The organism is Cohaesibacter intestini (genome assembly GCF_003324485.1).
GTDB lineage: Bacteria > Pseudomonadota > Alphaproteobacteria > Rhizobiales > Cohaesibacteraceae > Cohaesibacter > Cohaesibacter intestini.
Genome location: NZ_QODK01000003.1, coordinates 686,376 through 711,308 on the forward strand (window position 1 = coordinate 686,376; position 24,933 = coordinate 711,308).

The 24,933-nt window shown below is 55.7% G+C and carries 25 protein-coding genes; 16 read left to right on the forward strand and 9 right to left on the reverse strand.

Going from position 1 to position 24,933, the window contains the following annotated elements:
• Positions 1–209: 209 nt before the first annotated feature.
• The 4 genes from DSD30_RS13760 (at position 210) to DSD30_RS13775 (ending at position 5,302) form a co-directional block, all read left to right on the forward strand.
• A complete protein-coding gene (locus DSD30_RS13760; protein ID WP_114010227.1) occupies positions 210–1,220 on the forward strand; it encodes a carbohydrate ABC transporter permease in 1,011 nt (336 codons plus the stop codon).
• A gap of 1 nt (position 1,221) precedes the next feature.
• A complete protein-coding gene (locus DSD30_RS13765) occupies positions 1,222–2,379 on the forward strand; it encodes a carbohydrate ABC transporter permease (RefSeq protein WP_114010228.1) in 1,158 nt (385 codons plus the stop codon).
• A gap of 55 nt (positions 2,380–2,434) precedes the next feature.
• Positions 2,435–4,072, forward strand: a complete 1,638-nt coding sequence (gene bglA, locus DSD30_RS13770) for a beta-galactosidase BglA (RefSeq protein WP_114010229.1) — start codon at positions 2,435–2,437, stop codon at positions 4,070–4,072.
• A gap of 117 nt (positions 4,073–4,189) precedes the next feature.
• Positions 4,190–5,302 carry an ABC transporter ATP-binding protein gene (locus DSD30_RS13775; protein WP_114010230.1) on the forward strand — a complete coding sequence of 371 codons (1,113 nt, stop codon included), beginning with the start codon at positions 4,190–4,192 and terminating at the stop codon, positions 5,300–5,302.
• A 78-nt stretch (positions 5,303–5,380) separates the two neighbouring features.
• Here DSD30_RS13775 and aptA read toward each other — a convergent pair whose 3' ends face one another.
• Positions 5,381–6,706 (reverse strand): omega-aminotransferase AptA, encoded by a 1,326-nt coding sequence (gene aptA / locus DSD30_RS13780; RefSeq protein ID WP_114010231.1) that lies wholly within the window; start codon positions 6,704–6,706, stop codon positions 5,381–5,383.
• Between the two features lie 208 nt (positions 6,707–6,914).
• Here aptA and DSD30_RS13785 point away from each other — a divergent pair, with 208 nt between their 5' ends.
• Positions 6,915–7,463 (forward strand): cupin domain-containing protein, encoded by a 549-nt coding sequence (locus DSD30_RS13785; RefSeq protein WP_114010466.1) that lies wholly within the window; start codon positions 6,915–6,917, stop codon positions 7,461–7,463.
• A gap of 55 nt (positions 7,464–7,518) precedes the next feature.
• Here DSD30_RS13785 and DSD30_RS13790 read toward each other — a convergent pair whose 3' ends face one another.
• The gene (locus DSD30_RS13790; protein ID WP_114010232.1) at positions 7,519–8,406 is read right to left on the reverse strand and encodes a bile acid:sodium symporter family protein; all 888 of its coding nucleotides are present in this window, start codon (positions 8,404–8,406) and stop codon (positions 7,519–7,521) included.
• Positions 8,407–8,820: 414 nt separating this feature from the next.
• Here DSD30_RS13790 and DSD30_RS13795 point away from each other — a divergent pair, with 414 nt between their 5' ends.
• Positions 8,821–9,405, forward strand: coding sequence for a copper chaperone PCu(A)C (locus DSD30_RS13795; protein ID WP_114010233.1), 585 nt, complete (start codon positions 8,821–8,823; stop codon positions 9,403–9,405).
• Positions 9,406–9,483: 78 nt separating this feature from the next.
• On the opposite strand, the gene menA is transcribed toward DSD30_RS13795, so the two are convergent.
• From menA to DSD30_RS13810, 3 genes are all read right to left on the reverse strand, one after another.
• Entirely contained in the window at positions 9,484–10,410 is a 927-nt protein-coding gene (gene menA / locus DSD30_RS13800) for a 1,4-dihydroxy-2-naphthoate octaprenyltransferase (RefSeq protein ID WP_114010234.1), read from the reverse strand.
• A gap of 220 nt (positions 10,411–10,630) precedes the next feature.
• The gene (locus DSD30_RS13805; protein WP_114010235.1) at positions 10,631–11,404 is read right to left on the reverse strand and encodes a CbiX/SirB N-terminal domain-containing protein; all 774 of its coding nucleotides are present in this window, start codon (positions 11,402–11,404) and stop codon (positions 10,631–10,633) included.
• Positions 11,405–11,723: 319 nt separating this feature from the next.
• Positions 11,724–12,326, reverse strand: coding sequence for a DUF4202 domain-containing protein (locus DSD30_RS13810; protein WP_114010236.1), 603 nt, complete (start codon positions 12,324–12,326; stop codon positions 11,724–11,726).
• A 233-nt stretch (positions 12,327–12,559) separates the two neighbouring features.
• On the opposite strand from DSD30_RS13810, the gene DSD30_RS13815 reads away from it, so the two are divergent.
• Positions 12,560–14,377 carry an ATP-binding response regulator gene (locus DSD30_RS13815; protein WP_114010237.1) on the forward strand — a complete coding sequence of 606 codons (1,818 nt, stop codon included), beginning with the start codon at positions 12,560–12,562 and terminating at the stop codon, positions 14,375–14,377.
• Here the strand turns inward: DSD30_RS13815 and DSD30_RS13820 are convergent.
• The 4 genes from DSD30_RS13820 to phnF form a co-directional block, all read right to left on the reverse strand.
• Positions 14,372–14,995, reverse strand: a complete 624-nt coding sequence (locus DSD30_RS13820) for a response regulator transcription factor (protein WP_114010238.1) — start codon at positions 14,993–14,995, stop codon at positions 14,372–14,374. The genes DSD30_RS13815 and DSD30_RS13820 overlap by 6 nt on opposite strands.
• Before the next feature lie 130 nt (positions 14,996–15,125).
• The gene (locus DSD30_RS13825) at positions 15,126–15,464 is read right to left on the reverse strand and encodes a hypothetical protein (RefSeq protein ID WP_114010239.1); all 339 of its coding nucleotides are present in this window, start codon (positions 15,462–15,464) and stop codon (positions 15,126–15,128) included.
• 89 nt (positions 15,465–15,553) lie between these two features.
• The gene (locus DSD30_RS13830) at positions 15,554–16,018 is read right to left on the reverse strand and encodes a YbhB/YbcL family Raf kinase inhibitor-like protein (RefSeq protein ID WP_114010240.1); all 465 of its coding nucleotides are present in this window, start codon (positions 16,016–16,018) and stop codon (positions 15,554–15,556) included.
• A 145-nt stretch (positions 16,019–16,163) separates the two neighbouring features.
• Positions 16,164–16,928: a phosphonate metabolism transcriptional regulator PhnF gene (gene phnF, locus DSD30_RS13835; RefSeq protein ID WP_114010241.1), complete on the reverse strand. Its 765-nt coding sequence runs from the start codon at positions 16,926–16,928 to the stop codon at positions 16,164–16,166.
• A gap of 272 nt (positions 16,929–17,200) precedes the next feature.
• Between phnF and phnG the strand changes: the two genes are divergently transcribed.
• The 9 genes from phnG (at position 17,201) to phnD (ending at position 24,724) form a co-directional block, all read left to right on the forward strand.
• Entirely contained in the window at positions 17,201–17,689 is a 489-nt protein-coding gene (phnG, locus tag DSD30_RS13840) for a phosphonate C-P lyase system protein PhnG (RefSeq protein ID WP_114010242.1), read from the forward strand.
• Positions 17,689–18,339, forward strand: a complete 651-nt coding sequence (gene phnH / locus DSD30_RS13845) for a phosphonate C-P lyase system protein PhnH (RefSeq protein WP_245418475.1) — start codon at positions 17,689–17,691, stop codon at positions 18,337–18,339. The genes phnG and phnH overlap by 1 nt, the downstream gene beginning before the upstream one ends.
• 1 nt (position 18,340) lies before the next feature.
• Positions 18,341–19,483: a carbon-phosphorus lyase complex subunit gene (locus DSD30_RS13850; protein WP_114010243.1), complete on the forward strand. Its 1,143-nt coding sequence runs from the start codon at positions 18,341–18,343 to the stop codon at positions 19,481–19,483.
• Complete coding sequence (locus DSD30_RS13855) at positions 19,480–20,406, forward strand: alpha-D-ribose 1-methylphosphonate 5-phosphate C-P-lyase PhnJ (RefSeq protein ID WP_114010244.1); 927 nt, start codon at positions 19,480–19,482, stop codon at positions 20,404–20,406. The genes DSD30_RS13850 and DSD30_RS13855 overlap by 4 nt, the downstream gene beginning before the upstream one ends.
• Complete coding sequence (gene phnK, locus DSD30_RS13860) at positions 20,403–21,260, forward strand: phosphonate C-P lyase system protein PhnK (RefSeq protein ID WP_114010245.1); 858 nt, start codon at positions 20,403–20,405, stop codon at positions 21,258–21,260. The genes DSD30_RS13855 and phnK overlap by 4 nt, the downstream gene beginning before the upstream one ends.
• Positions 21,261–21,273: 13 nt before the next feature.
• A complete protein-coding gene (phnL, locus tag DSD30_RS13865) occupies positions 21,274–22,047 on the forward strand; it encodes a phosphonate C-P lyase system protein PhnL (RefSeq protein WP_198662959.1) in 774 nt (257 codons plus the stop codon).
• A gap of 9 nt (positions 22,048–22,056) precedes the next feature.
• Positions 22,057–22,692, forward strand: coding sequence for a DapH/DapD/GlmU-related protein (locus tag DSD30_RS13870; protein WP_114010246.1), 636 nt, complete (start codon positions 22,057–22,059; stop codon positions 22,690–22,692).
• A 184-nt stretch (positions 22,693–22,876) separates the two neighbouring features.
• Complete coding sequence (gene phnC / locus DSD30_RS13875; RefSeq protein WP_114010247.1) at positions 22,877–23,722, forward strand: phosphonate ABC transporter ATP-binding protein; 846 nt, start codon at positions 22,877–22,879, stop codon at positions 23,720–23,722.
• A gap of 87 nt (positions 23,723–23,809) precedes the next feature.
• Positions 23,810–24,724, forward strand: coding sequence for a phosphonate ABC transporter substrate-binding protein (gene phnD / locus DSD30_RS13880; protein WP_114010248.1), 915 nt, complete (start codon positions 23,810–23,812; stop codon positions 24,722–24,724).
• The last annotated feature ends 209 nt before the right edge of the window (positions 24,725–24,933 follow it).

Here is a 24,933-nt window from a genome sequence, read left to right on the forward strand (position 1 = left end):
CGAAAACAGGACCAAGTCTTCATATCAGGCCAAAGCAAAGGCAACGCGGTTACCCGGGAGTGGCAACGAGCGAGGCTGGACTTTCAGCCGATTTGGAGCAGACTTGAGGAATGTTGGATTTCCAAGTCTTCAGCAAAAACAGATAAGCAGCGTTTTGATCCAATCCCGCATGGATTGTCGGAAAAACGCTCAAGGTGGAGCGCGACAGTATGGAACAAATTGCATCCGCACTCGGCATCGTCGTCGTCGGCGTCTTGGGTTGTGTGGTCTATTTCGTCGGTTCGAACTGGTTCCTGGATCGGCTATATCCAGCTGATGCAGCCTCACCGGAACAAAGTGTGCGCAACCTGGCGATGGTACACCGGATCAGACCTTGGCTGTTTCTTGGTCCGGCCCTTCTGGCCCTGACCCTCTATCTCGTCTATCCGGCCGTCGCATCGCTGATCTTGTCGGTTCATGACAAGAATGGTGACACCTTCATTGGTCTGAACAATTATATCTGGCTGTTTCAGGACCGCGAATTCCATCAGGCGATGTTCAACAACATCCTCTGGTTGGTCTTTGTGCCGGCCATGTCGACCTTCTTCGGGCTGGTCATCGCCGCCCTGACCGATCGCATCTGGTGGGGCAATATTGCCAAATCGCTGATCTTCATGCCGATGGCCATTTCCTTCATCGGGGCGTCGATTATCTGGAAGTTCATCTATGAATATCGTGGTGAGGGGTCGGTTCAGATCGGCCTGCTCAACGCTGTTGTTGAAGCCATGGGGATGGAACCTCAGGCATGGATCACGCTGCCTTTCTGGAACAATTTCTTCCTGATGATCATTCTGGTCTGGATTCAGACCGGCTTTGCCATGGTTATCCTGTCCGCTGCCTTGCGCGGGATCCCTGAGGAAACCATCGAGGCCGCGGTCATTGATGGTGCCAATGGTGTCCAGATCTTCTTCTACATCATGGTGCCGCAAATCTGGAAAACCATCGCCGTCGTCTGGACCACCATCACCATCACGGTGCTAAAGGTCTTCGACATTGTCTTTGCCATGACAAATGGGCAATGGGATACGCAGGTTCTGGCCAATCTCATGTTTAGCTGGATGTTCCGCGGTGGCGGTGACTTCGGGCGCGGGGCGACCATTGCGGTCATCATCATGCTGCTCGTTGTTCCGATCATGATCTGGAACATCCGTCAGGCCAACGCAGAAAATAAAGGGCTTTAACATGATCTCGGGATCCAAAACAAAATCGCCCTTGATGTGGGTTGTGCACCTGTCCGTTGTGCTTTTGGTCCTGCTCTGGACCATGCCGACCATCGGCCTGTTTGTCTCCTCGATCCGCGACAAGGATCAGCTGGCCGTCTCCGGCTGGTGGACAGCCCTGTTTTCCTCAGAGCAGAATCTGATCGGCCGCAGCCTTGGGCCGGACAGTCAGATTGAAAAAGACGGTGTCTTCGTCATCCGCGGCAACATTCTTGAGGAAACCGAAAAAGCCGGAAAGATCACGGCATTTGGCTGGCGTGCTCAGGAACCGACAGCCTATGAGCCGGGGGCCGTTGCGGAAATGCGCAAGGGTCAAACCCTCAAGGTTGAGGCAGATGGCTCCTATGAATTGACCTCTGCAACCAAATGGAAAGGCAGTCGCGGCAAACGGCTCTTTCATACCGTTGCCAGTCCACCGATCTTTACCCTCGACAATTACCGTGAAGTGCTGACCGCTGAAGGCATTGGCCGCAGCTTCATCAACTCGCTGACAGTGACCATTCCTTCCACCATCATCCCGATCCTGATCGCCGCCTTTGCCGCCTATGCGTTGGCTTGGATGCAGTTTCCGGGCCGTGCCATTCTGGTTGCTGTGGTGGTTGGCCTGCTGGTCGTGCCGCTGCAAATGTCGCTGATCCCGCTCCTCCAACTCTACAACAAGATCGGTGCCTTTATGGGGGTGCCTGCCAAGACCTATCTGGGCATCTGGTTGGCCCATACGGGCTTTGGTTTGCCGTTGGCGATCTATCTATTGCGCAACTATATCTCCGAGTTGCCAAAGGAGATCATCGAGTCTGCGCGCGTCGATGGCGCCAGTCATTTTGATATCTTCATCAAGATCATCCTGCCGCTCTCTTTCCCTGCTTTGGCCTCGTTTGCCATTTTCCAGTTCCTTTGGGTCTGGAACGATCTGTTGGTTGCCATGGTTTTCCTGGGCAATGGTGAGGATCAATTGGTGTTGACCGGGCGCTTGAGAGAAATGCTTGGCTCGCGCGGTGGCAACTGGGAAATCCTGACGGCTTCCGCCTTCATCACCATCATTGTGCCCCTTGGCGTCTTTTTCTCGCTCCAGCGTTATCTGGTGCGCGGTCTGCTCGCCGGCTCAGTGAAGGGTGGCTAGGAACATTCAACCCTGTTTTGCATAACAAGAACAACACAGACATATCGGAACAAACATGCAGAATACCAGCATTGACAAGGATTGGTGGCGTGGAGCGGTGATCTATCAGATCTATCCGCGGTCCTATCAGGATAGCAATGGCGACGGCATCGGTGATCTCAATGGCATCACCCAGCGCCTGCCATATGTGGCTTCTCTTGGTGTCGACGCCATCTGGATCTCGCCGTTCTTCACCTCGCCGATGAATGACTTCGGGTATGACGTCTCGAACTATTGCGATGTCGATCCGATGTTTGGCACATTGGCCGAGTTCGATGCCCTGATCGCCAAGGCGCACGAGTTGGGCATCAAGGTTATGATCGACCTCGTCCTCTCCCACACGTCCGACCTGCATCCATGGTTCAAGGAATCTCGCTCCAGCGCCGACAATGACAAGGCTGACTGGTATGTCTGGGCCGATGCCAAACCGGACGGCACCCCGCCCAACAACTGGTTGTCGATTTTTGGCGGCTCTGCGTGGGAATGGGACACAGGTCGGCAGAAATATTACCTGCACAACTTCCTGACCAGCCAGCCGGACCTCAACTTCCACAATATGGATGTTCAGCAGGCCCTTCTGGATGTGACCCGCTTCTGGCTTGAGCGCGGTGTCGATGGCTTCCGGTTGGATACCATCAACTTCTATGTCCACAGTCAGAGCCTGAAAGACAATCCGGCTTTGCCGCCAGAGAAGCGCAGCTTCAACACCACCACTGACGTCAATCCCTATGCCTTCCAGTCGCATCTCTATGACAAGAGCCAGCCGGAAAATCTTGAATTCCTGAAGAAGTTCCGCGCTGTTCTGGATGAATATCCAGCAGCGACCGCTGTCGGCGAGGTGGGTGACGAAGAGCGGGGGCTTGAGATTGTCGCGGACTACACCTCAGGCGGTGACAAGGTGCATATGTGCTACGGCTTTGACTTTCTGGGCCCTCGCGTACCGGATCCGAAGTTCGTCCATGACGTTTTCAGCGATTTGCACGAAGCTGCCCCTGACAGTTGGCCTTGCTGGGCCTTCTCCAACCATGATGTGGTCCGCTATGCAACGCGCTGGCCGGTCAATCCGGATTTGCAGGATGCAGCCAATCACATGCGCATTGCCTTGCTTCTTTCCATGCGCGGGTCCGTCTGCCTCTATCAGGGCGAAGAGCTTGGATTGGAAGAAGCCGACGTTGCTTTTGAAGATTTACAGGATCCGTATGGCATCCGCTTCTGGCCAAAATTCAAGGGCCGTGACGGGTGCCGAACGCCGATGGTTTGGGATGAAACCAAGCCACAGGCAGGCTTCTCCGAAGGCACTCCGTGGCTGCCCGTGGCCGATAGCCACAAGCCGAAATCGGTCGCTCAAATGGAAGCCCGCAATGGTTCGCTATTGCATCACTACCGCCAGATGCTAGCCTTCCGCAAACAGCATGTTGCCCTGATCAAAGGGGATTTGTTGTTTGTCAATACTGAAGGCAATGTGCTTACCTTCATGCGTGAATTGGGTGAGGACCGTGTCTTTTGTGCCTTCAATCTGGTGGGAGAGATGCAGGAGGTCGCCTTCGACAGCCTCAACATTGAACCACTTGAAGGCTGTGATTTCGGCGCTCAGATCAAAGAGGGCAAGCTGCGACTGCCTGCCTACGGCGCTTTCTTCGGCGCGCTCAAGTGACCTTTCTGCCCGCCGCCCGCCTGACAAGCCGGGCGGCTGGGTTAAACCCATTTCCAATGTCGCCTGACGGCCTGCTCAAGGCCAACCTGCGACGGACACAATCGACGGGAGGACAGGATGGCAAGCCTGAAGCTCACCAATATTGAGAAGGCCTACGGCTCGACCAAGGTTCTCAAGAATATCAATCTCGAAATCGAGAAAGGCGAATTTGTCGTCTTTGTCGGACCTTCGGGATGTGGCAAATCCACTCTGCTTCGAATGATTGCCGGGCTGGAGAGCATTACTGGCGGATCGCTGGAGATTGACGGTCAGGTCGTCAACGAGGTGCCTCCGTCCAAGCGTGGTATCGCGATGGTTTTCCAGACCTATGCGCTGTATCCGCATATGACCGTGTTCGACAATATGGCGTTTGGCATGCGCATCGCCAAGGCGAGCAAGGAAGAAATCCAGGAGCGGGTCACCAAGGCTGCAGAAATTCTGCAATTGACCCCATATCTGGAGCGTTTGCCAAAAGCTTTGTCCGGTGGTCAACGCCAGCGCGTTGCCATTGGTCGCTCGATCGTGCGCAACCCGAAAGTCTTCCTGTTTGACGAGCCTCTGTCCAACCTTGATGCCGCCCTGCGTGTGGCGACCCGCATCGAGATTGCCCAGCTCAATGAGAGCATGCCGGATGCGACCATGATCTATGTGACCCACGATCAGGTCGAAGCCATGACATTGGCCGACCGGATTGTCGTCCTGTCGACCCGTGGCATCATCGAGCAATGTGGCGCACCGATGGAGCTGTATCAGAATCCACGCAACGTCTTTGTCGCCCGCTTCATCGGCTCGCCTGCCATGAATGTCTATGACTGCGTTGTCACCGAGACCGGCGACCAGACCAAAGTTTCCTTCAAGACAGACGAAGCAGGCTTCACCGTTCAGGTGCCAAGTGCGGCCGAGTTCAAAGGCAAGAAAGCCAAATTTGGCGTTCGCCCGGAAGATCTCCGTCTGGCAGAGGAAGGCGAGGAAGCCCTGTATGATTGCGAAGTGCGGATCGTCGAGAAACTGGGTGAAGTCACGTTGCTCTATCTTGAGCCGCCGCAACAGGGAGCCGAGCCTCTGATTGCCAAAATTCCCGGCAATCATGACTTTTCCCGCGGCGAAAAAGTTCGTCTGACGGCAGACGATTCCAAGCGTCATCTCTTCACCGAGGACGAGCGCTCTTTCCGTTGGCTCAGCGAAGAATAAGCCAAAATGTCCCCACGACGAAAAGCCGGATGAGAGGTCATCCGGCTTTTTGTTTTGCTGTTCCTGCCAATAAAATGATCAGTCAATCGATTCCAAAACCGAGCGAATGATATCCATCAGTTCGTCAATCTGCTCTTTCTTGATGATCAGTGGTGGCGACAAGGCGATGATGTCGCCGGTTACCCGGATCATGGCCCCTTTTTCCCAGGCCTTGACCATTGCCTCGCTGGCCCGTGCGGTTGGTGCATTCGGACGTGATTCCAACTCGATGGCGCCGACAAGACCAAGGTTGCGCAAATCGATCACATGACGTGTGCCTTTAAGGCTATGGATCGCATCTTCCCAATAGGAAGAAAGCGAGGCAGCCCGCTCAAACAGCCCTTCCTCAGCATAGGTATCAAGCGTCGCAATACCGGCCGCCGCCGCCAGCGGATGACCCGAATAGGTATAACCATGGAACAGCTCAATCGCCGCATCGGCATGTTCCATGGCAGACTCATAGATCTTGTTGGCAACAATCACGGCCCCCGCAGGCACCACTGCATTGGTCAGGCCTTTTGCGGTGGTGATGATGTCCGGCTTCACGTCGAAATAATCCGCAGCACTGGCCGATCCCAGACGCCCATAGGCGGTGATCACCTCATCAAAGATCAACAGGATGCCATAGCGGTCACACAATTCCCGCAAGCGCTTCAAATATCCCTTCGGCGGCAACAGCACGCCGGTTGATCCAGCCATCGGCTCGACGATCACCGCTGCAATGGTCGAAGGATCGTGCAAGGCCGCGATGTCGATCAGCGCGTCAGCTCGTTCCACCCCATGCTCAGGGCAACCGCGTGAGAAGGCATTGCGCGCCAGATCATGGGTGTGGGGCAGATGATCCACCCCTGTCAGAAGCGAGCCGAAATGCATGCGGTTCTTGACGATGCCACCCACCGAAATGCCACCAAACCCGGTGCCATGATAGCCCCGTTCGCGGCCAATCAGTCGGGTACGGGCCGCGTCGCCCCGCATACGGTGATAATGCAAGGCAATCTTCAGGGCCGTATCGACCGATTCCGAGCCGGAATTTGTGAAAAAGACATGGTCCATGCCTTCAGGAAACAGGGCCGATACGCGCGTGGCAAACTCGAACACCTTGGGATGGCCGAACTGGAAGTTCGGGGCATAGTCAAGCTCGGCAACTTGCTTCTGGACCGCTTCGGTGATCCGGGGGGCATTGTGGCCCGCATTGACGCACCACAGTCCTGCTGTGCCATCGAGAATTTCACGGCCATCGGCGCTCTTGTAATGCATCCCGTTGGCAGACACGACCATACGGGGATCCTTTTTGAAGGCCCGGTTGGCGGTATAGGGCATCCAGAAACTGGACAGGTCATTGGGCTTGGAAGACATCTCGTTCATGTTCGCCTCGTCAAGGGTGATTTGTGTTTTTCCCGATTGTGCGAATTTTGCTGATAACGAACAAGTCTTTATCTTGATTGCCATAAGAGGCTGAAATTGCGTGGCTAGAAATTGAGATGTTTAGTATATTGAACAAATGAACATTTCGAGCGACGAGGCGAGCATGACAGAGGCACTGCAATCAGGTCGTGATGAGGCCGCTCACGACATCCGAACAGATATCGGTCAGCGACTGCGTCAGGTGCGATTGGCGCATGGCCTCTCCCAGCGGGCCCTGGCCAAGCGGGCAGGAGTTGCCAACGCCACCATTTCGCAAATAGAGAGCGGAGATGCCAATCCATCTGTCGGGGCACTCAAGCGCATCCTCGATGGACTTGAGATGGATATGGGCCAATTCTTCACCCTTGAGTTGAGCGATGGTGGTCGGCATTTCTACAAGGCCAGCGAGTTGGTCGAGATCGGGCGTGGCAAGACCTCGTTCCGGCTCGTTGGGGCAGATCGCCCACAGAAGGCCATTCAAATGCTGCATGAAACGCTGATGCCGGGCGCTGACACCGGCAGGGTCTTTCTCAGTCATCAAGGCGAGGAATGCGGTATCGTGATATCAGGCAGCCTTGAGGTGACCGTCGGCGAGGCGCGTCAGGTCTTGCGAGCCGGGGATGCCTGGTACTTCGATAGTGCGTTGCCACACCGCTTTCGCAACAAGGGGGCCGAGCCCTGTATTTGCATCAGTGCCTGCACGCCGCCCTCCTTCTGAAGGGGGACAAAAAAGGGCCCATAACGGGCCCTTTGATCGACGGATTGAAGCGCGCTTAGCTGTTATGCTTGGTTTCGACCGCGTTCGATGACAGCCGGTTGCCAACGGCGATCAGGATCAGCACGGAGACATTCATAACCAGCGCATAGATCGAGGACGGCACCATGAAGCGTCCGTCGCCGAGGAAATTGGCAATCACCAAAGCCAAGGCCACATTCTGCAAGCCGCACTCAATGGCGATGGTCAGCGACTGACGAGTTTCCAGCTTGAAGATCTGGCTGATGATCAAGGCAGACGCGATGGCCAAACCGTTCAACAGGATCACGGCGGGGCCAACGGTGCTCCAATGGGCTGTGATGCTGCTCCACTCGCTGTAGAAGGAGGTGAAGACGATGGCAGCGAAAATCGCCGAGGCCACAAATTTCGCCGGGCTTTCAATTCGCTTGATCAAGCTTGGCAGGAAATGTCGCAAGGTCATGCCGATTGCCAACGGCAGGGCAGAAATGGCCAGAACCTTTAACGCGGTTTCACCAAATGGCAGGGCATAGAGATTGGACTCGGAGCCAGCCAAACCCGTTTCGCGGAACAGAAGGAAGGCGGCAGAGAGGGCCGTTGGGATGGTAATGAAGGCAAGAAGGTTGGTGATGATCGTCAGCGAAATCGACAGAGCGGTCTTGCCGCGCGCCAGCACGGTGAGAAGGTTCGAGGTGATGCCGCCGGGGGCTGCTGCCAGAATGATCAAGCCGATGGCATAGACTGTGTCAAGTTTGGTGATCAACGCTACACCGAAGGCAATCAGAGGCAGAAACAGGATTTGTGCCACAATACCCGCACCGACAGCCCGCAATTGCTGAAACAGAGCTTTAAAATCTTGCAGTCGAACCGACAGTCCAACCGTAATCATGATCAGTGCCAAACCCAGAGGAATGAGAGGTGTGTTCACGTTGTAACCTTCCTGATGCCAGTCCTATGCCCGCGTCGACCAGCACTCTGATTTATTGCCTGCACCGACCATAGCCATTTTGGTCAGCACCCATCTTTGACGATAGTCATGCGGCATACGATTTTTCACATACATCGTAAGTCTTACACCTATTTGCCACATTTCTGCGCAGAAATACAAGCATTAGCAGCTATGCAAAAGTGGGGGAGAAAGCCCGAATTCCGGTGAAACAACGAGGCAATCTGGTGTCTTCATTCAGCATTTGCACCTTGATGGATGTGATCTGGAGCCTAACGATAGAAAGGAGTGTTTAAATTTGAACATGAATTGCATATTTATAGGGCATGATATCTTGACCCGTGGTCGGGCTTTCGATCATATGCCATCGTGATACCGTGATAATAAGGAACCAGCATGAAACAACTTCTCCTTGCCGCAACCCTCATCCTGACCGCCGCGTCTGCGCAGGCTGCGGACTGGTCCGTCGGCTCGATCACCGTTTCTGATCCCTTCGCCCGCGCGACTGCAGGCAAGGCAAAAGCTGGCGGTGGATTTCTGATGATCACCAATAAGGGCGAAGCAGATCGATTGGTCGCAGCCCGTGCCGATGTGAGTGCGACCACCGAACTGCATACCCACATCCATGAAGGCAATGTGATGAAGATGCGTCAGGTCGAGGCGATTGATGTGCCCGCCAATGGCGAAGTCGCCCTGCAACCGGGCGGTTTTCATGTCATGTTCATGGGACTCAATGGGCCGCTGAAAAAGGGCGAGACTTTTCCGCTGGAACTGACCTTCGAGAAGGCGGGCAAGGTCACGGTTGACGTCTCAATTGCTTCGATCGGGGCCAAAACGGCTCCGAATATGGACCATTCTAAGATGGACCATTCCGAGATGGATCATTCCACAATGGATAAGGCCGACATGAAGCATGACGACATGCAACAGGGCGACATGGAGAAGCATGATCACGGCAAGATGGATCATTCCAAAAACTGAACTCAGCCTCTGATATTGCTCTTGGAACGACAAAAGCCCGGCAATTGCCGGGCTTTTTGCGTGGTTCTGTTCGCAGGTTTACGCAAGCAGCATTATGGCACTGAAGGCAACGACCCAGACCAGCTGAAATTGTGATGTTGCGACCAGACATTGATTGAGATCGGCAGGCGTTTCAGCCAGAAACAGTTTGCGGATCGGCATGGTAAGCGCATAGGCGGCCAGAATGGCAGTCACCACAAGGCTCACCAGACTGACGGTCCCATGATGAATCAGATTGAAAACATGGATCATGCCAATGCAGGAGATCAGCATCATTGCGGTATAGAGGCGCTTGGTCTTGCGGGGCCCCAACTGGATGGCCAGCGTTCTGCGGCCACCTTCCTTGTCGCCAACCCGGTCGCGGTGATTGTTGACGGTCAGAACGGATGCAGCCGGCAGTCCGATATAGACACCCGACCAGAAACTGGTTGATGTCCATTCTCCAGTCAGCAAAAAGACACTGCCCATCACCGACATGATGCCGAAGAACAGAATGACAAAGACCTCACCCAATGGCGAGCCGGAAATCGGGTAGGGGCCGGAGGAATAACCAAAGGCGCAGACAATCCCGATCGCGCCGATGGCCAGAATGGGAAGACCACCAAAATAGACCAGATAAAGTCCACTGAGTGCCGCAAGCAGCAAAAATCCAACCGCCGCCTTGCGCACCGTGGTCACATCCATCAGCCCAAGGCTTGTCACGCGCGGTGGCCCCAATCGTTCACTGGCTTTGTCCAGACCAGAGCTGGCGTCTGTGGCATCGTTCCACAGATTGGTGGCAATCTGGATGGAGGCGGCGGAAATCAAGATTGCAGGCAGCATCAGCCAATGGACTGGAGCGGTGCCGTCAAGCACCAACAAGCCCGCCAGTAGCACCGGGGCAACTGACAAAATAATGGTTTTGGGTCGCGTCGCCATCAGCCAGACTTCAAGCGAGCTGAGGGTCATCTGTTCCTGTAGCGCCATGAATGTCTCCAGCTGGTTTGAGCTTGCATCTCTTGTCGGACGCGCCGTCGGTCGGCATTCAGAACGGTCGTATCATACTTTTGTCGTATGAGAAAATCCAGTCTCTTTGTGACTTACCCAGACTAATGGTCCAGCAATACCGACGTTTTGAGCCGCAAACAACAGGGGCTGGCCTAGCGTCCCCGGATAACTCACGGGTGCCGGAGGTGATCCCACAGGATCACTCTGCAGCGATCGAGAGGTGCCCGGCGGCCAATGCAGCCTCAATGTCCGCAGTCATCAAGTCACCCACCCAGTCCTGCCCCCCGACTGGGGTCAGAAAGTGGGTCTGCGGTGGCGCGACAGAGGCGAGTGCGGCCATATCGTCGACTGAGTGCGACCCCAGCCCGTTAAATAGCGGCAGGACCAGTGTGTTGGGCAGCATCGTGCCGATGACGCAGTTCAGATGTGGCGCTTCGTCGAGAAACGCACAGGAGACATCGCGGAAATAGTCGGTCGTGCGAAGCTGGTCCGCCAGTTCGTTTGCCCGTTTGCTCGACTGCCGGTCAACCGACGCTCCATGCGCAGCGATCAGCAAATGCGGCCGTGTGCCGGTTAGCTTCATGCGATTCATATCGCGCACCAAAGCGCCAGTGACTGCGTCCGCCAGCCAATTCGATACGCCAAAGGGCTGTAACAGCTGCGTCGGAGCGTTCACGTCTCGCGGATCCGACCCGGTGGCTTCGGCAATTTTCTTTGGCAGAATCCGATTGCAAAAGAAGCCATCGGCCATGAAGAATGGATAAATCAAACGGTTGGGAGCGGTTAGCCTGCTCCAGGCCTCGGCAATGCTGGGAGACCCACGCAACACGCCAGCTTCGATCTGGACGTCGCCAAGATTGTTCCGCACTTCGTCAGCCAGCTCCAACAGACGTGCATTATCGCAGCGCCCGCCACGTTCGCCATGGGCAACGATCAATACGGCCTGTTCCGAGGCATGTCTGTAACTGTGCATGGCGAACGGTCCAAAGTCTGTCTTGGGTCTGACTGCCAACGCATCTGCAATAGCAAAGCGAAGAACAGGAAAAACGAAACTTTACTGGTGCTCAAAAACACCTGCAATTGGTACGTGCCAAACCGACAGTCGGATCAGGTGGTCAGAAAACCCATCTCACCCGGTTGGCCCGTGACGACAGTCTAACATAATTCTCAATTCAGTATTTTACCGTATGGCGAAGAATTTTTCGAAATTTTCTCAGACTGTTGGTCCGTCTTTTCCTTTTGTCTGCATAAGTTGGAATGCGGGTAAAAGACCATTCTTGAACCGCCTGAGCTCAAGCCTCTTTGGCTGAGAGAGATTCGCGTGCCGCTTCAACAGCTCCCATCAGGGCATCCGACAATTCGAGATTGGCGATATGGGCCTGACCTGCGTCACTCATTTTCGGTAACACCTTGGCCAGGATGCTGATCACCTTGCTTGTCTCATGATCTGCGGCAAAGTCGAGGGCATAATGCTGCAAAAAGACCAGACAAGCGACATCCTCGACCAACTGGGCACGCGGGTCGCGTTTCAGGTTCTTTTTCAGCAGCATATCAGACACGACGCTCTGGGCATCTTCATCATAACCTTGTGCCGCCATGATACTGCTGACCTTTTGCGCGTGGTGGCGCTTGAGGGCATTGCGCCACTGGTGGTATCCGGGCCGGTCCCGCGGATAGTCATCGCGTGGGATGATCCAGCGTTCAATATGCTGCCCGCGTGCAGCAATCCGTGTGAGTTCGTCCGCTTCGGGCGCAAAGGCCTCGCACATCAGGCTCATGCGGATGCCATAGAGCAGTTCCTTCGGGATTGGAGCCCCCCCTTGGGCCAGCTCCAGACGAGGATCTGCTGCATTGGCCTGATCTATGGCTTCGATGACGGCTTCATAGGTGGACATGGGACACTCCGATCAATGCTCCCGATAACAGGATGCGGCAAGGCTTTGAGGAAGAAGCCTACGCAACAGTGCAAATTCACGCAAGCGGTTCGGCACCGCGTCCGAAATCAAAAGGCTTTTGTTCCCAAATGAGACGTTACCTTCTATATTGGACATGATCAGATACTTCATGCTTTAATATATTCGAAAGCGCGAAGAAACGGGAAGAACACCAACCAGACGGGAACGTGGCCATGGCTCTTTCGCAAACCTTTTCGGCGCCCTTGCCTCCTGATCGCGTTCATCAATATGTCGACGCTTTCCTTAAAACCCCAAATTCCATCTATATTGGCCACATCGCCTCGGCTGCGGTTCTGCTTTATATTGCCAGTCAGAATCCCGCCGTTCCGGTTTGGTTTCTCTATGTCTGGGCCTTCCTTGAACTGATCGGCTATCCTGTTCTGATGGAAGTCTGGCGGCAAGTCTATCTGCGCAAGGAGCGATCCAAGCGCAATCCCTATCTCTGGATCAAGCTGATGGACGTCTTGTCGCTAATGGTTGGCACCAGTTGGGGGGTGATGAGTTTTATCAGTCTCAATCCTGACAATGCGGCCCATTTCGCCATCCAGATGTCGATTGCAGCAGGTGCGACGGCCGCAGCCGTGCGTTCGCTCGCCATCTTTCCGCGCTCCTTCATACTTTATGTCATTCCCTTTCTGGGGCTTCTGGCCCTGCGCATCATGCTACTGGGGGATGATTTCATTCTGCTCGGCGGGCTGGTCGTTATTTTCATGCTGATGTTGCTGCGCTTCGGCTCGGATGTGATGGAATCCGTGTCGCAATATATTGACATCAGCACCGACAATCTCGACCTCGCGCAGCGCTACCGGGATGCAGCGGCGGAAGCCGACCACGCGAACCGGGAAAAGACACGACTGCTGGCTGCTGCCAGTCATGACTTGCGTCAGCCCATCCATGCCATTGGCCTCTATATAGAAACCTTACCGCTCGACAAGATGGATGAACGCAGTCGTACAACGCTCGAGCGTATTCGCAGCAGTCTGCAAACCCTGTCGAAATTGTTCAACTCGCTCCTCGATGTCAGCCTGCTTGACAGTGGCAAGGTGCAGGTTCGCCCGCGCCTGTTCGACCTCGAGGACATGCTCAATCATGTGCTCGACGACTATGAGCCATTGGCCGAGATTGCCCATGTTACTTTAATGCTCGAGTGCCCGAAGGTGGGCGTCATGGGTGACGCTATCCTAGTCAGACGGATGGTGCAGAACCTGCTCTCCAATGCCATCCGTCATGCCGAGGGAGGATCCGTGCGGATCCATGTCGAGCAATATCATGGGGAGGAAGGTGATCGCCTCTCAATTGCCGTCATAGATGACGGTCCGGGAATCGCAAAGGAACATCAAGCGGTGATTTTCGAGGAGTTCACCCAGATATCCCGGCGCGCGGGAAGGGTGAATGCAACCATGAACAGTACCGACAATCAGCAAAAAGGGCTGGGCTTGGGGCTTGCGATTGTCCGTCGACTGGCTGATTTGCAGGATTTGTCCCTCGATTTGCAAACCAGCCCGGATGGCACCTGCATCAAAATTCTCAATTTCCGGGCCGAAGCCCTGAAGCCACATAGCAAAAAACGCGAACAAGCCAGTGCCAAAATGGGTGCACGATTTCATCAAAAGCGCATTCTCTTGGTCGATGATGACCGGGAAACCCTCAAGGCAACCGAGGAACTGCTGGCAAAATGGGGGTGCCGTGTTTCGGCTGCTGCCAATCTCGCCGAGTTTGCCACGATTCAGGGACCGTTCGACCTGATTGTCAGCGATTATGCTTTTGAGGATGACTTTACCGGCATCGAGGTGGTGGAAGCCGCCCGCAGTCGCTTTGGTGCTGACTTGCGAGCGCTGATCATTTCGGGCGATTCCTCGGAATATGTGCAACAGCGCGTGAAGGACAAGGGGTTGTTGCTTATTCAGAAGCCGGTCCAGCCGGTGCAACTGCGCTCAGCCATGCTCGACCGATTCCTCTCCAGCCACGCCGGAGAGCAGATCCTGTCATGACAGGCCATAGCTGGCCGCCATGGCGGATGCCGCAGCTCTGTTGGAAACCCCGAGATTTTTCATCAGGGCCGAGACATGACTGCGCACGGTGAAGGGAGAGAGATCCAGCTCACGGGCTATCTCCTTATTCGACAGGCCATGGCGCAGCAATTTCAGGATTTCAATCTGGCGGGGCGTTAAGTCGCCAAGCGGCACATGATGCTGCTGTCCCATATCCTGCGACAGGGTTGCATCGCTGATGCACACCTCGATCTGTCCTTGCATGATGTTGCGGATCGCCCGCATCACTTCCTGTGAGGATACGGACTTGGAGATGAAACCATTGACCCCAAGGCCCATGATCTGTTCGATCTCGACCGGGTCGTTGAGCATCGAGACTGCAATGATCGGGCAAAGGGCGAAACTCTGCCGCAAGCGCTTCAAGTCGCGCATATAGTCAAAGCCAGGAAAAAGCAGGTCGGACAAGATCAGATCCGGGGAGGGTGATTTTGCAATCAGGCGATTAAGACTGACCCCATCGCCTGCTTCTTCCACCTTGGAACCGGGAAACAGGTCTTCCAGCAACAGCGTCATGCCAGACCGATAAAGCGGATGATCATCTGCCAGAATGATGCGCATATCGGTCTAACTCCCTGAAAACGGCTGTTTTGGGTTCTGTTCCCTCATAAAAGTCTGGTCCCAACTGTTGCCCTTGTCCAGATGTACATCTGTATATGGCAACCGATGATCGTCAGGCCCGCAGGCAATCTCAGTGGTCAGATTTTTCGAGGAAATGCTTGTCGAGACCCGTCAGATAATCAAGGCCTTCCTTGGTCAGCACGACCGGCGGCACATCGGCGCTCTTGACCATGCCCTTGCGGGCCAAGGCAGCCCAGACACCCCGATTGGTGAAGCCGCTGGCATCTGCTGCATGCACGGTGAATTCGCCGACATGGAAATGGTCTCCATGCGGGTGGGGCAGGCGCGGGATGGTCACCGAACCATCGGATCCCCAAGCTTCATCGGGTTGGGTGCGGCCGAGAATTTGCAGCAGCACAAGGGTGCGCAGCTGGAGTTTGTTCAGTTTGAGCGGATTGACGCGTTGCATGAATTGTCTTTCTCGAAACAATGATCAGGCCGATGCTCGCGGCCCGATCTGGCTTGTTGTGCGATCCTTACATCTGCGAGGTGACCGGCTCAGCCTTCATTCTTGAAGAAGCCGGTGATGCTTGCAGAGGCAATCTGGTTTCGCATGATATTAAACCGGACATAGGCCCCTGTCATGCTCGTTGTGTCAATCGCCTCAACAGAAAGCGCATGTAGTGTGAAGATATAACGATGGGCTGGATCATCCGGCGGAGGATAGGCACCGGTAAAGCCTTCAGTGCCCGCATCATTCAAGGCACTCAACGCGCTTTCCGGCAGGGAATCGCTGGCAATCTGACCGCTTTCGGTGACCGGCAGATTGGTGATGATCATGTGCCAGAAGCCAGAACCGGTCGGAGCATCAGGGTCATAGCAGGTCAGCGCAAGGCTTTTGGCTTCGCTCGGAACACCGGACCAGACCAGAATCGGGGAAAGGTCCTGTCCACCAAGACCGGCAGACACGGATTTTTGCGGTAGCGGATCGCCGTCGTTAAAATCTGGGCTAGTCAATTTCATATCAAATCTCCGAATAAAAATGGGTAGTTCGAGGAAAATGGTAGTCTTGTAAAACCTGAGTTTGAGGAAATTTCATGACAAAGCAAGGGGCGAATGCGCGCGCGCCACAGCCAGAAACGCGAGACCCGGTTCGCACAGATTGTCCTTATCGCTGCCCCTCTTCATTCATGTCTATTTCCAGATTGATCCGGTCCGCTGAAAAGCGGGTTTTCGAATATTCGATCGGGCGTCCCTTCAGATCATGGTTGATCGCATGGGTGACCAAGACGATGGCGCCGGGCGTCAGCCGCATGATCCGCACATCATCGACCGTCGCGTGATAGGCCTCAATGATGGTCGAATGCCGAACATAATCTGACAGCCCACACGCAGCAAAAGCCTTGGTTACCGAGCCAAGGTATTGATATTGTTTAGCAAAATCGGGAAACCGCGCTGCATCATACCAGGATGTCGACCGGCTGACCGGAATATCGTCCCCCATTCCGACAGTCCGTGCGCTGAAAACCGGCGCATCAAGCGGCAACCCCAACGCCTCTGCTACATCATGCTTGGCAGCCACGCGGTCACAGCTCACAAGAACCGTGCTGCCCGTCGTGCCCTGTGCCGCCATGCCCGCAGAAAAGCGTGTGCGCTTGGAAATCGGATAGGTCAGGCGATTGGGTTCGATGATGAAGGTGCCGCGTCCCTGTTCGGCCCGCAATATGCCATCATTGACCAGAGCCGAAATGGCCGAACGCACCGTATGGCGATTGACCCCAAATTGCTTGGCCAGCTCCATCTCGGGCGGCAACTTGCCACTGTCATCCCCAAGACCGGAGGATATGCCCGCCCGGATCGCATCGGCAATCTGTCGCCACAGGGCCACGCCGCTGCGCCGTTCAATCTCGCTTTTCAGGGTCTCGGAAGCCATCAATCGGTCCTTTGATCTTACCGCCCGGTCTGATTGGTCCTTTAGCGCGATTGCCTGCTGTAGTCCAGTTCCTGCTTACAGACTTTTGCGTATCTTGCTGGAAAGCGTATGCAATTTCCAATCGCCTCGCTAGGGGGCGCAATGTCCTAAGGACTTTCATCAGTCTTTGATCCCTTCGTCACATAGCTGTCACCATTGGTGCGTAGAAGTCGGATCAAATAGGTTGTCTAGTAAAATAGACAAATTTAAACCCCAGATGCGACGGATCTCCCATGGAAGACAAAAAAAGCTCTCAGGCGACGCCGCAGACGCTCTCCGCCGACCAGCTTGCCCACCAACGCCGACTATCGATTTTGGCCAATGCTCCAAAGCAAGATTTGCTGCAGGCTTGGCTTTCCCTTGAACTGGATCCCGGCTGCGAATTGCTGCGCGGCCCGGAAACTGGTTTGATCGCCCTACGTGGTCGCATCGGTGGCGGCGGTGCGCCTTTCAATTTTGGCGAAGCCACGGCCACCCGCGCCACGGTGCGGATGGAAAATGGTGCCATCGGCCATGCCATCATGCTCGGCCGCGATGCGGGCAAGACGAAGCTGGCTGCGGTCATCGACGCCTTGGCCACGGATCGCGCCACCGCTGATCTGATCGAACGCCAAATCCTGACCCCGTTGGAACAAGCCGCCAAAGAGCGCGACAACCAGAATGCCGCAGAAACGCAGGCCACAAGGGTCAATTTCTTCACCATGGTCAGAGGGGACGATTGATGCAGAGCGCACAACCCAACATGCCGAGCCCAAAGGACACCGCCAAGGCGATGCAGGGCGGTTTGAGTGAGCCAACCCTTCAGACCCAGCGCATTTTCCGCGCCATCATGGATGCCATGGCCCGCCCGGGCACCATCAAGTCCATCAAGACCGATGCCAGACCACCCGCAGGCCTGATGCCATTGGCTGGCGCAGTCTTGGCCACCTTGGCCGATGCCGACACGCCGCTCTGGCTCGATGAGAGCCTTGCTGCCAAGCCAGCGGTCGCTGATTGGCTGACCTTCCATGTCGGCGCGCCTTTTGCGGTCGAGCCAGCCCGCGCCACCTTTGCCGTGCTGAGTGACGCCCAAAAAATCGCCTCGCTCGATAGTTTCGCCCAAGGCCAGCAGGACTACCCAGATCGCTCCACCACCCTGATCATCATGGTGGACGAATTGAGCAAGGACAGCGACTGGAGCCTGTCCGGTCCCGGCATTAAGACCACTGCACCTTTCAGCGTCACGCCCATCTCACCGCTCTTCCTTGACCAATGGGCCGCCAACAATGGCCGCTTCCCACGCGGTGTCGATGTGATCCTCGTTGCCCCGGACGCCATTGCCTGTTTGCCACGCACCACCCGGATCAACAGCCACAAAGCAGGAGAGCGCTGAAATGTATGTTGCCGTAAAGGGCGGAGAAACCGCCATCGAGGCCGCGCACCAATTGCTGGCCGACCGCCGCCGGGGGGATCGCGATGTCGATGCCCTGTCGCTTGACCAGATTTCCGAGCAATTGTCTTTGGCCGTAGATCGAGTGATGAGTGAAGGGGCGCTTTATGATCGCGAATTGGCCTCACTGGCCATCAAACAGGCCCGCGGCGATTTGATCGAAGCCATCTTTCTGACCCGCGCCTACCGCACCACTTTGCCGCGCTTTGGTTATTCTGAGCCGATTGACAGCAGCGCCATGCAAATCCAGCGCCGCATTTCGGCGACCTTCAAGGATTTGCCCGGTGGTCAGATCCTCGGGCCGACCTTTGACTATACCCACCGTCTGCTCGACCCTGCCTTGGCTGGCGACGAGGAAGTCCCAGCCCCCCAAACGGCCGAACTGGCCGATGACGCCGAAGCCATGCTGCGCGTCTCTGATCTGATTGCCGGTGAAGGTCTGATGGAACCCGATGGTGTGCTGCCAGAGGGCAAGCAGGACTGGCCAGAGCCCGGCGACATCACCCGCAAGCCGCTCGATTTCCCGCTCACCCGCGACCAGCGCCTTCAAGCTCTGTCCCGTGGCGATGAGGGCTTCCTGTTGGCGCTCGGCTATTCCACCCAGCGCGGCTATGGCCGCAACCATCCCTTCGCTGGCGAAATCCGCATTGGTGAAGTGGATGTCATGGTCGAGGTGCCAGAGCTGGGCTTTGCGGTCTCCATTGGTCGCATTCAGGTCAGCGAATGCCAGATGGTCAACCAGTTCAAGGGCTCACGCACCGCGCCACCACAATTCACCCGCGGCTATGGTCTGGTCTTTGGCCTGTCGGAGCGCAAATCCATGTCGATGGCCCTGTGTGACCGCGCCTTGCGGGCCGATGAATTTGGCGAAGACATCATCGCACCAGCGCAGGATGAGGAATTTGTCATTTCCCATTCCGACAATGTGCAGGCCACCGGCTTCGTCGAGCATTTGAAGCTGCCGCACTATGTCGATTTTCAGGCCGAGTTGAAGCTGGTGCGCCAGATGCAGGCCGAATTCTACGCCAACCACAATCCTGATGCCGATCCGGCGCAGGCAGACAGCGATCAGGAGGCGGCACAATGAGCAATAAAGCGAGCATCACGAGCCTTTCCGACCCAAGCGCAATTGCCAATTACAATTTCGCTTATCTCGATGAACAGACCAAGCGGATGATCCGCCGGGCCATTCTCAAGGGCATTGCTATTCCCGGCTATCAGGTGCCCTTTGCCAGCCGCGAAATGCCCATGCCCTATGGCTGGGGCACCGGTGGGGTGCAGGTGACCGCCTCGATCCTCGGCCCAGATGATGTCTTGAAGGTCATCGATCAGGGGTCGGACGATACAACCAACGCGGTCTCCATTCGCGCCTTCTTTGCCAAGATGGCCCGGGTTGAGACCACCACCCAGACCAAAGCGGCCAGCGTCATTCAGACCCGTCACCGTATCCCCGAAGAGCCCTTGAGCGAAGATCAGGTGATTGTCTTTCAGGTGCCTATCCCCGAGCCTCTGCGCTTCCTTGAGCCGCGAGAGACCGAGACCCGCAAGATGCACGCGGTCGAGGATTATGGCCTGATGCATGTAAAGCTCTATGAGGACATCGCCCAGAAGGGGCATATCGCCACCAACTATGCCTATCCGGTCAAAGTGAAGGGGCGCTATGTGATGGATCCGTCGCCGACCCCGAAATTCGACAATCCCAAAATGCATCAGATGCAAGCCCTGCAGCTTTATGGCGCCGGGCGCGAAATGCGCATCTATGCCATCCCCCCTTACACCGATGTCGTCAGCCTCGACTTCGAAGATTATCCCTTTGAAATTCAGGCCTTTGACGAGCCTTGCGCTCTGTGTGGCGGCACAGGCGTCTATCTCGATGAGGTCATTCTCGATGACAAGGGCGAGCGGATGTTTGTCTGCTCTGACAGTGATTATTGCGAAGACCGCCGTGCTCAGGGTTTCCGCGGCCCGATGGCACCAGATGCCAATCATGATCAAGAGGTGCCAGCATGAGCCAGCCAAATTCCTCCCAATTCCATGGCAAAGAGTTTGAGGCCAAATCCTCGCTGGTTACCCAGCGCCCGACGGACCTCAACGAAGAGCCTTTGCTGCAGGTCCGCTCGGTCAGCAAATATTATGGCCGACGCGTTGGCTGTGAAGAGATCAGCTTTGATCTCTGGCCCGGTGAAGTGCTGGCCATTGTCGGCGAGTCCGGCTCTGGCAAAACGACCCTGCTCAATTGCATCTCCACCCGCCTGACGCCAACCTCCGGCATGGTCAATTACCGCATGCGTGACGGAACCATGCGCGAGGTCTTCCGGCTGGGTGAAGCGGAAAAGCGCTTTTTGATGCGCACCGATTGGGGCTTTGTTCATCAAAACCCTGCTGACGGCTTGCGCATGACTGTCTCCGCTGGTGCCAATGTCGGCGAGCGACTGATGGCCATTGGTCAGCGCCATTATGGTGATATCCGGCAGACCGCGACCGACTGGCTCGAACAGGTGGAAATCTCTGCCGACCGCATCGATGACGAACCACGCGCCTTTTCCGGTGGCATGCGCCAGCGCTTGCAGATTGCTCGCAATCTGGTCACCGGTCCGCGTCTCATCTTCATGGATGAGCCGACCGGCGGCTTGGATGTGTCAGTGCAGGCTCGTCTGCTCGATCTGATGCGTGGGCTCGTGGCCGAATTGGGACTGGCGGCGATTGTCGTCACCCACGATCTGGCCGTCGCCCGTCTGCTGTCCCACCGCATGGTGGTGATGAAAGGCGGTCGGGTCATCGAAACTGGCCTCACAGACCGGGTGCTGGATGATCCGCAAGCGCCATACACCCAGCTTCTCATATCTTCCATCCTTCAGGTCTAGAAAGGATCGATTGATGACGTCTCCCAACATTGAGATGAAGGCAACGCCGTTGATCGTCACCAACGTTGCCAAAAGCTTCGTCATGCATTTGCGTGGCTCCATCACCATTCCCGTGGTCTCGCGGGTCAATCTGGTGCTCCATGCAGGCCAATGCGCCGTGCTCGGTGGCCCGTCCGGGGTTGGCAAAAGCTCGATCCTGAAAATGATTTACGGCAATTATGCGGTCAATCAGGGCCAGATCCTCACCTGCCATCGTGACAAGATGGTGGATCTTGCCACCGCCGATCCCCGCACCATCCTCTCGGTACGCCGCGAAACCATCGGCTATGTCAGCCAGTTTTTGCGCGCCATGCCCCGTGTCTCGGCCATGGATGTCGCAGCCGAGCCGCTGGTTGCCCAAGGCGCGGATGTGGCGGAAGCCCGCGAGCGGGCCTGCGCGATGCTTGCACGGCTCAATCTGCCTGAAAAGCTCTGGCAACTTCCGCCTGCCACTTTCTCCGGTGGCGAACAGCAAAGGGTCAACATTGCCCGTGGGTTTCTCACCGATCACCCGATCCTGCTGCTTGATGAGCCAACGGCCTCGCTTGATGCCGCCAACCGCGCGATTGTCATTGATCTGATCGAAGAAAAGAAAGCCAAGAATGTCGCTCTGCTCGGCATCTTTCACGATGCCGATGTTCGTGACGCCATCGCGGACCAGATCATTGATGTCTCGAGCTTTGCCACCAATGCCCAACTGCAGACAGAGCAAGCCAGAGACAATCTGGTCGGAGCCACAAGCGCATAAGGAACGATCATGCCGGACCACCTGACCAATAAAACCCGCCTTGGTGTTGACCCTTTGATCCATGAGACAGCCAAAGTCAGCGACAGCCTGCTTGGTCGTTACACGGAGGTCGCCGACCGTAGCCGCATCGCCGAGACGACCATGGGCGACTATTCCTATGTGATGCTGGATTGCGACATATGGCATGCAGAGATTGGCAAGTTTGCCAATATCGCCAATGCGGTGCGCATCAATGCCACCAATCACCCCACATGGCGTGCCACCCAGCATCATTTTACCTATCGCGCGTCAGACTATTTTGCTGATGCAGACATGGATCAGGACTTTTTCGCCTGGCGTCGCGATAACAAGGTCCGGATCGGCCACGATGTCTGGATCGGTCATGGGGCAACCATCCTGCCCGGTGTGCGCGTTGGTCATGGGGCGGTGATCGGGGCAGGGGCGGTGGTCTCAAAAGACGTGCCTGATTATGCCATCGTCGGTGGCGTACCTGCCCGCCTCATCCGCGAACGCTTCCCCCTAGAGATTGCCAAACGTTTGATTGCATTGGCTTGGTGGGACTGGCCCCACGAGGATTTGCGCGCTGCGCTGGAAGATTTTCGCAATCTTCAAATTGATGCGTTTTTGGCGCGTTACGAGCGCTGATTGCAACGGCATTATTCCTGATCAAACGGCTATTTGTTTTGATGGTTTATCCGCAGGAAAGCATCGCCTGTCACACAACTGAAACATGCTTTACATGCGCCTTTCACAAAGAATTCGTAGATGTTCGCCAGATCGAAACGAACAATTCAAAGCGCATTGCTTGGCGCTTGCGGGAGAAAACCAGATGCTGGAATTGACCAATGTGACACGCCGCTTCGGCACCAATACAGCCGTTGACTCCGTCACAGTGACCATTCCACAAGGCCAGATGGTTGGGATCATTGGACGCTCTGGGGCGGGCAAGTCGACCCTGTTGCGGATGATCAACCGCCTCATTGACCCGTCCGAAGGCGCGATCTCCTGTGATGACAAAAAGGTCTCGTCGATCAAGGGGCGTGAGTTGCGCGATTGGCAGCGCGATTGCGCCATGATCTTCCAGCAGTTCAATCTGGTGCCACGGCTCGACGTGTTGACCAATGTCCTGTTGGGCCGTCTCAATCATCGCAACACGCTGCTTAATCTGTTTAACATCTTTACAAGGCAAGAGCGGGCCGAAGCCCTGATCGCACTTGAGCGACTGGGCATTGAGCAAACCGCCTTGCAGCGGGCAGGGACCTTGTCCGGTGGTCAGCAGCAGCGTGTCGCCATTGCGCGCGCCTTGATGCAGAGTCCCAAGGTCATCTTGGCAGACGAGCCGATTGCATCCCTTGATCCGCTCAATGCGCAGATCGTGATGGACAGCCTCAAGGATATCAATGAGCGGGACGGCATCACGGTGGTGACCAATCTGCATACCCTTGATACGGCGCGTGCCTACTGTCAGCGGATCATCGGCATGTATCAGGGCCGTGTGGTGTTCGATGGCCCATCCTCTGAGCTGACCAATGATGCGGTGAAGATGATTTACGGCTCTTTGGAAGATGCCGAAATCTCCGAAGCCATCACGTCGACCTCCATCAAGGAATCTTTCGAGCCAGCCGTCGCCCCGGTCGCGTCAATGGCTGCAGCCGAGATCGCTTCGCCAGCGTGAATAGGCCAACAGTGAACGAACCAAAAATCTTCGATTTAACAACAGGGATGACACCGGCAAAGCCGGTTGAAACCAGGAGACACGAACATGTTTAAAAAAGCAATTCTTGCCGCCGTTTCCGTGGCTGCTCTGGCAGCCGGTGCCGCTGCTCCTTCTTATGCTGCTGAAAAAGAATTCCGCATCGGCATTCTGGGTGGCGAAAACGAAGCGGACCGTCTGCGCAACTTCCAGTGCCTCGTTGATGCCCTGCCTGCTGCCATCGGCGTTGAAAAAGTTTCCCTTTTCCCTGCTGCCGACTATGACGGCGTGATTCAGGGCCTGCTCGGCGGCACCCTTGATTATGCAGAGCTCGGCGCTTCCGGCTATGCCAAAGTGTATTTGAAAGATCCAAAGGCCGTTGAGCCAATCCTGACCACCGTTCAGACCGATGGGTCGACCGGCTACTATTCCGTCATGGTTGCTCGCAAGGATTCCGGCATGTCCAAGCTGGAAGACATGAAGGGCAAAAAACTCGGTTTCGCCGATCCGGATTCCACCTCCGGTTTCCTTGTCCCATCTGTCACCCTGCCTGCTGCTATTGGTGGTCAGATCAAGGAATATTTCGGTGACACCGGCTTTGGCGGTGGTCATGAAAACCTTGTTCTCGAAGTGGTCAAGGGCAACTTCGATGCTGGCACCACCTGGTCTTCCGGCGTTGGCAAATTCGAAGATGGTTACACCTCTGGCAACCTGAAGAAAATGGTCGATAAAGGCATCCTCGACATGGGTGATCTGGTTCAGCTGTGGCAGTCCCCACTGATCCCGAATGGTCCGATCGTTGTGCGCTCGACCCTCAGCGACGACACCAAAGCCAAATTCAAAGCCTTCATGATGGCTCTGCCGGAATCCAACCCGGATTGCTTCTCTGCCATCCAGGGCGGCGATTACAAAGGCTTCACCGAAGTCAATGAAGAGTTCTACCAAGCCATCATCGCTGCTCGTAAGGCAAAAATCGGTTCTTAATCGGATCGCATTCTCAAGCATTTGAGAATGGATGACTGGAAATGAAATGATGGGTTCGGAGCATGTCCGGACCCATCGCAACTCTCAAATGCACATCAGGTGGATGAAGAGGCTGGCAACAATCAGGCACATGCCTGATTGCGCTTTTCCTTTTGTGCGATGGCATCAGCGGCTCAGCTGATCGTTCGGCAACCATCTCCAGTTTTGTG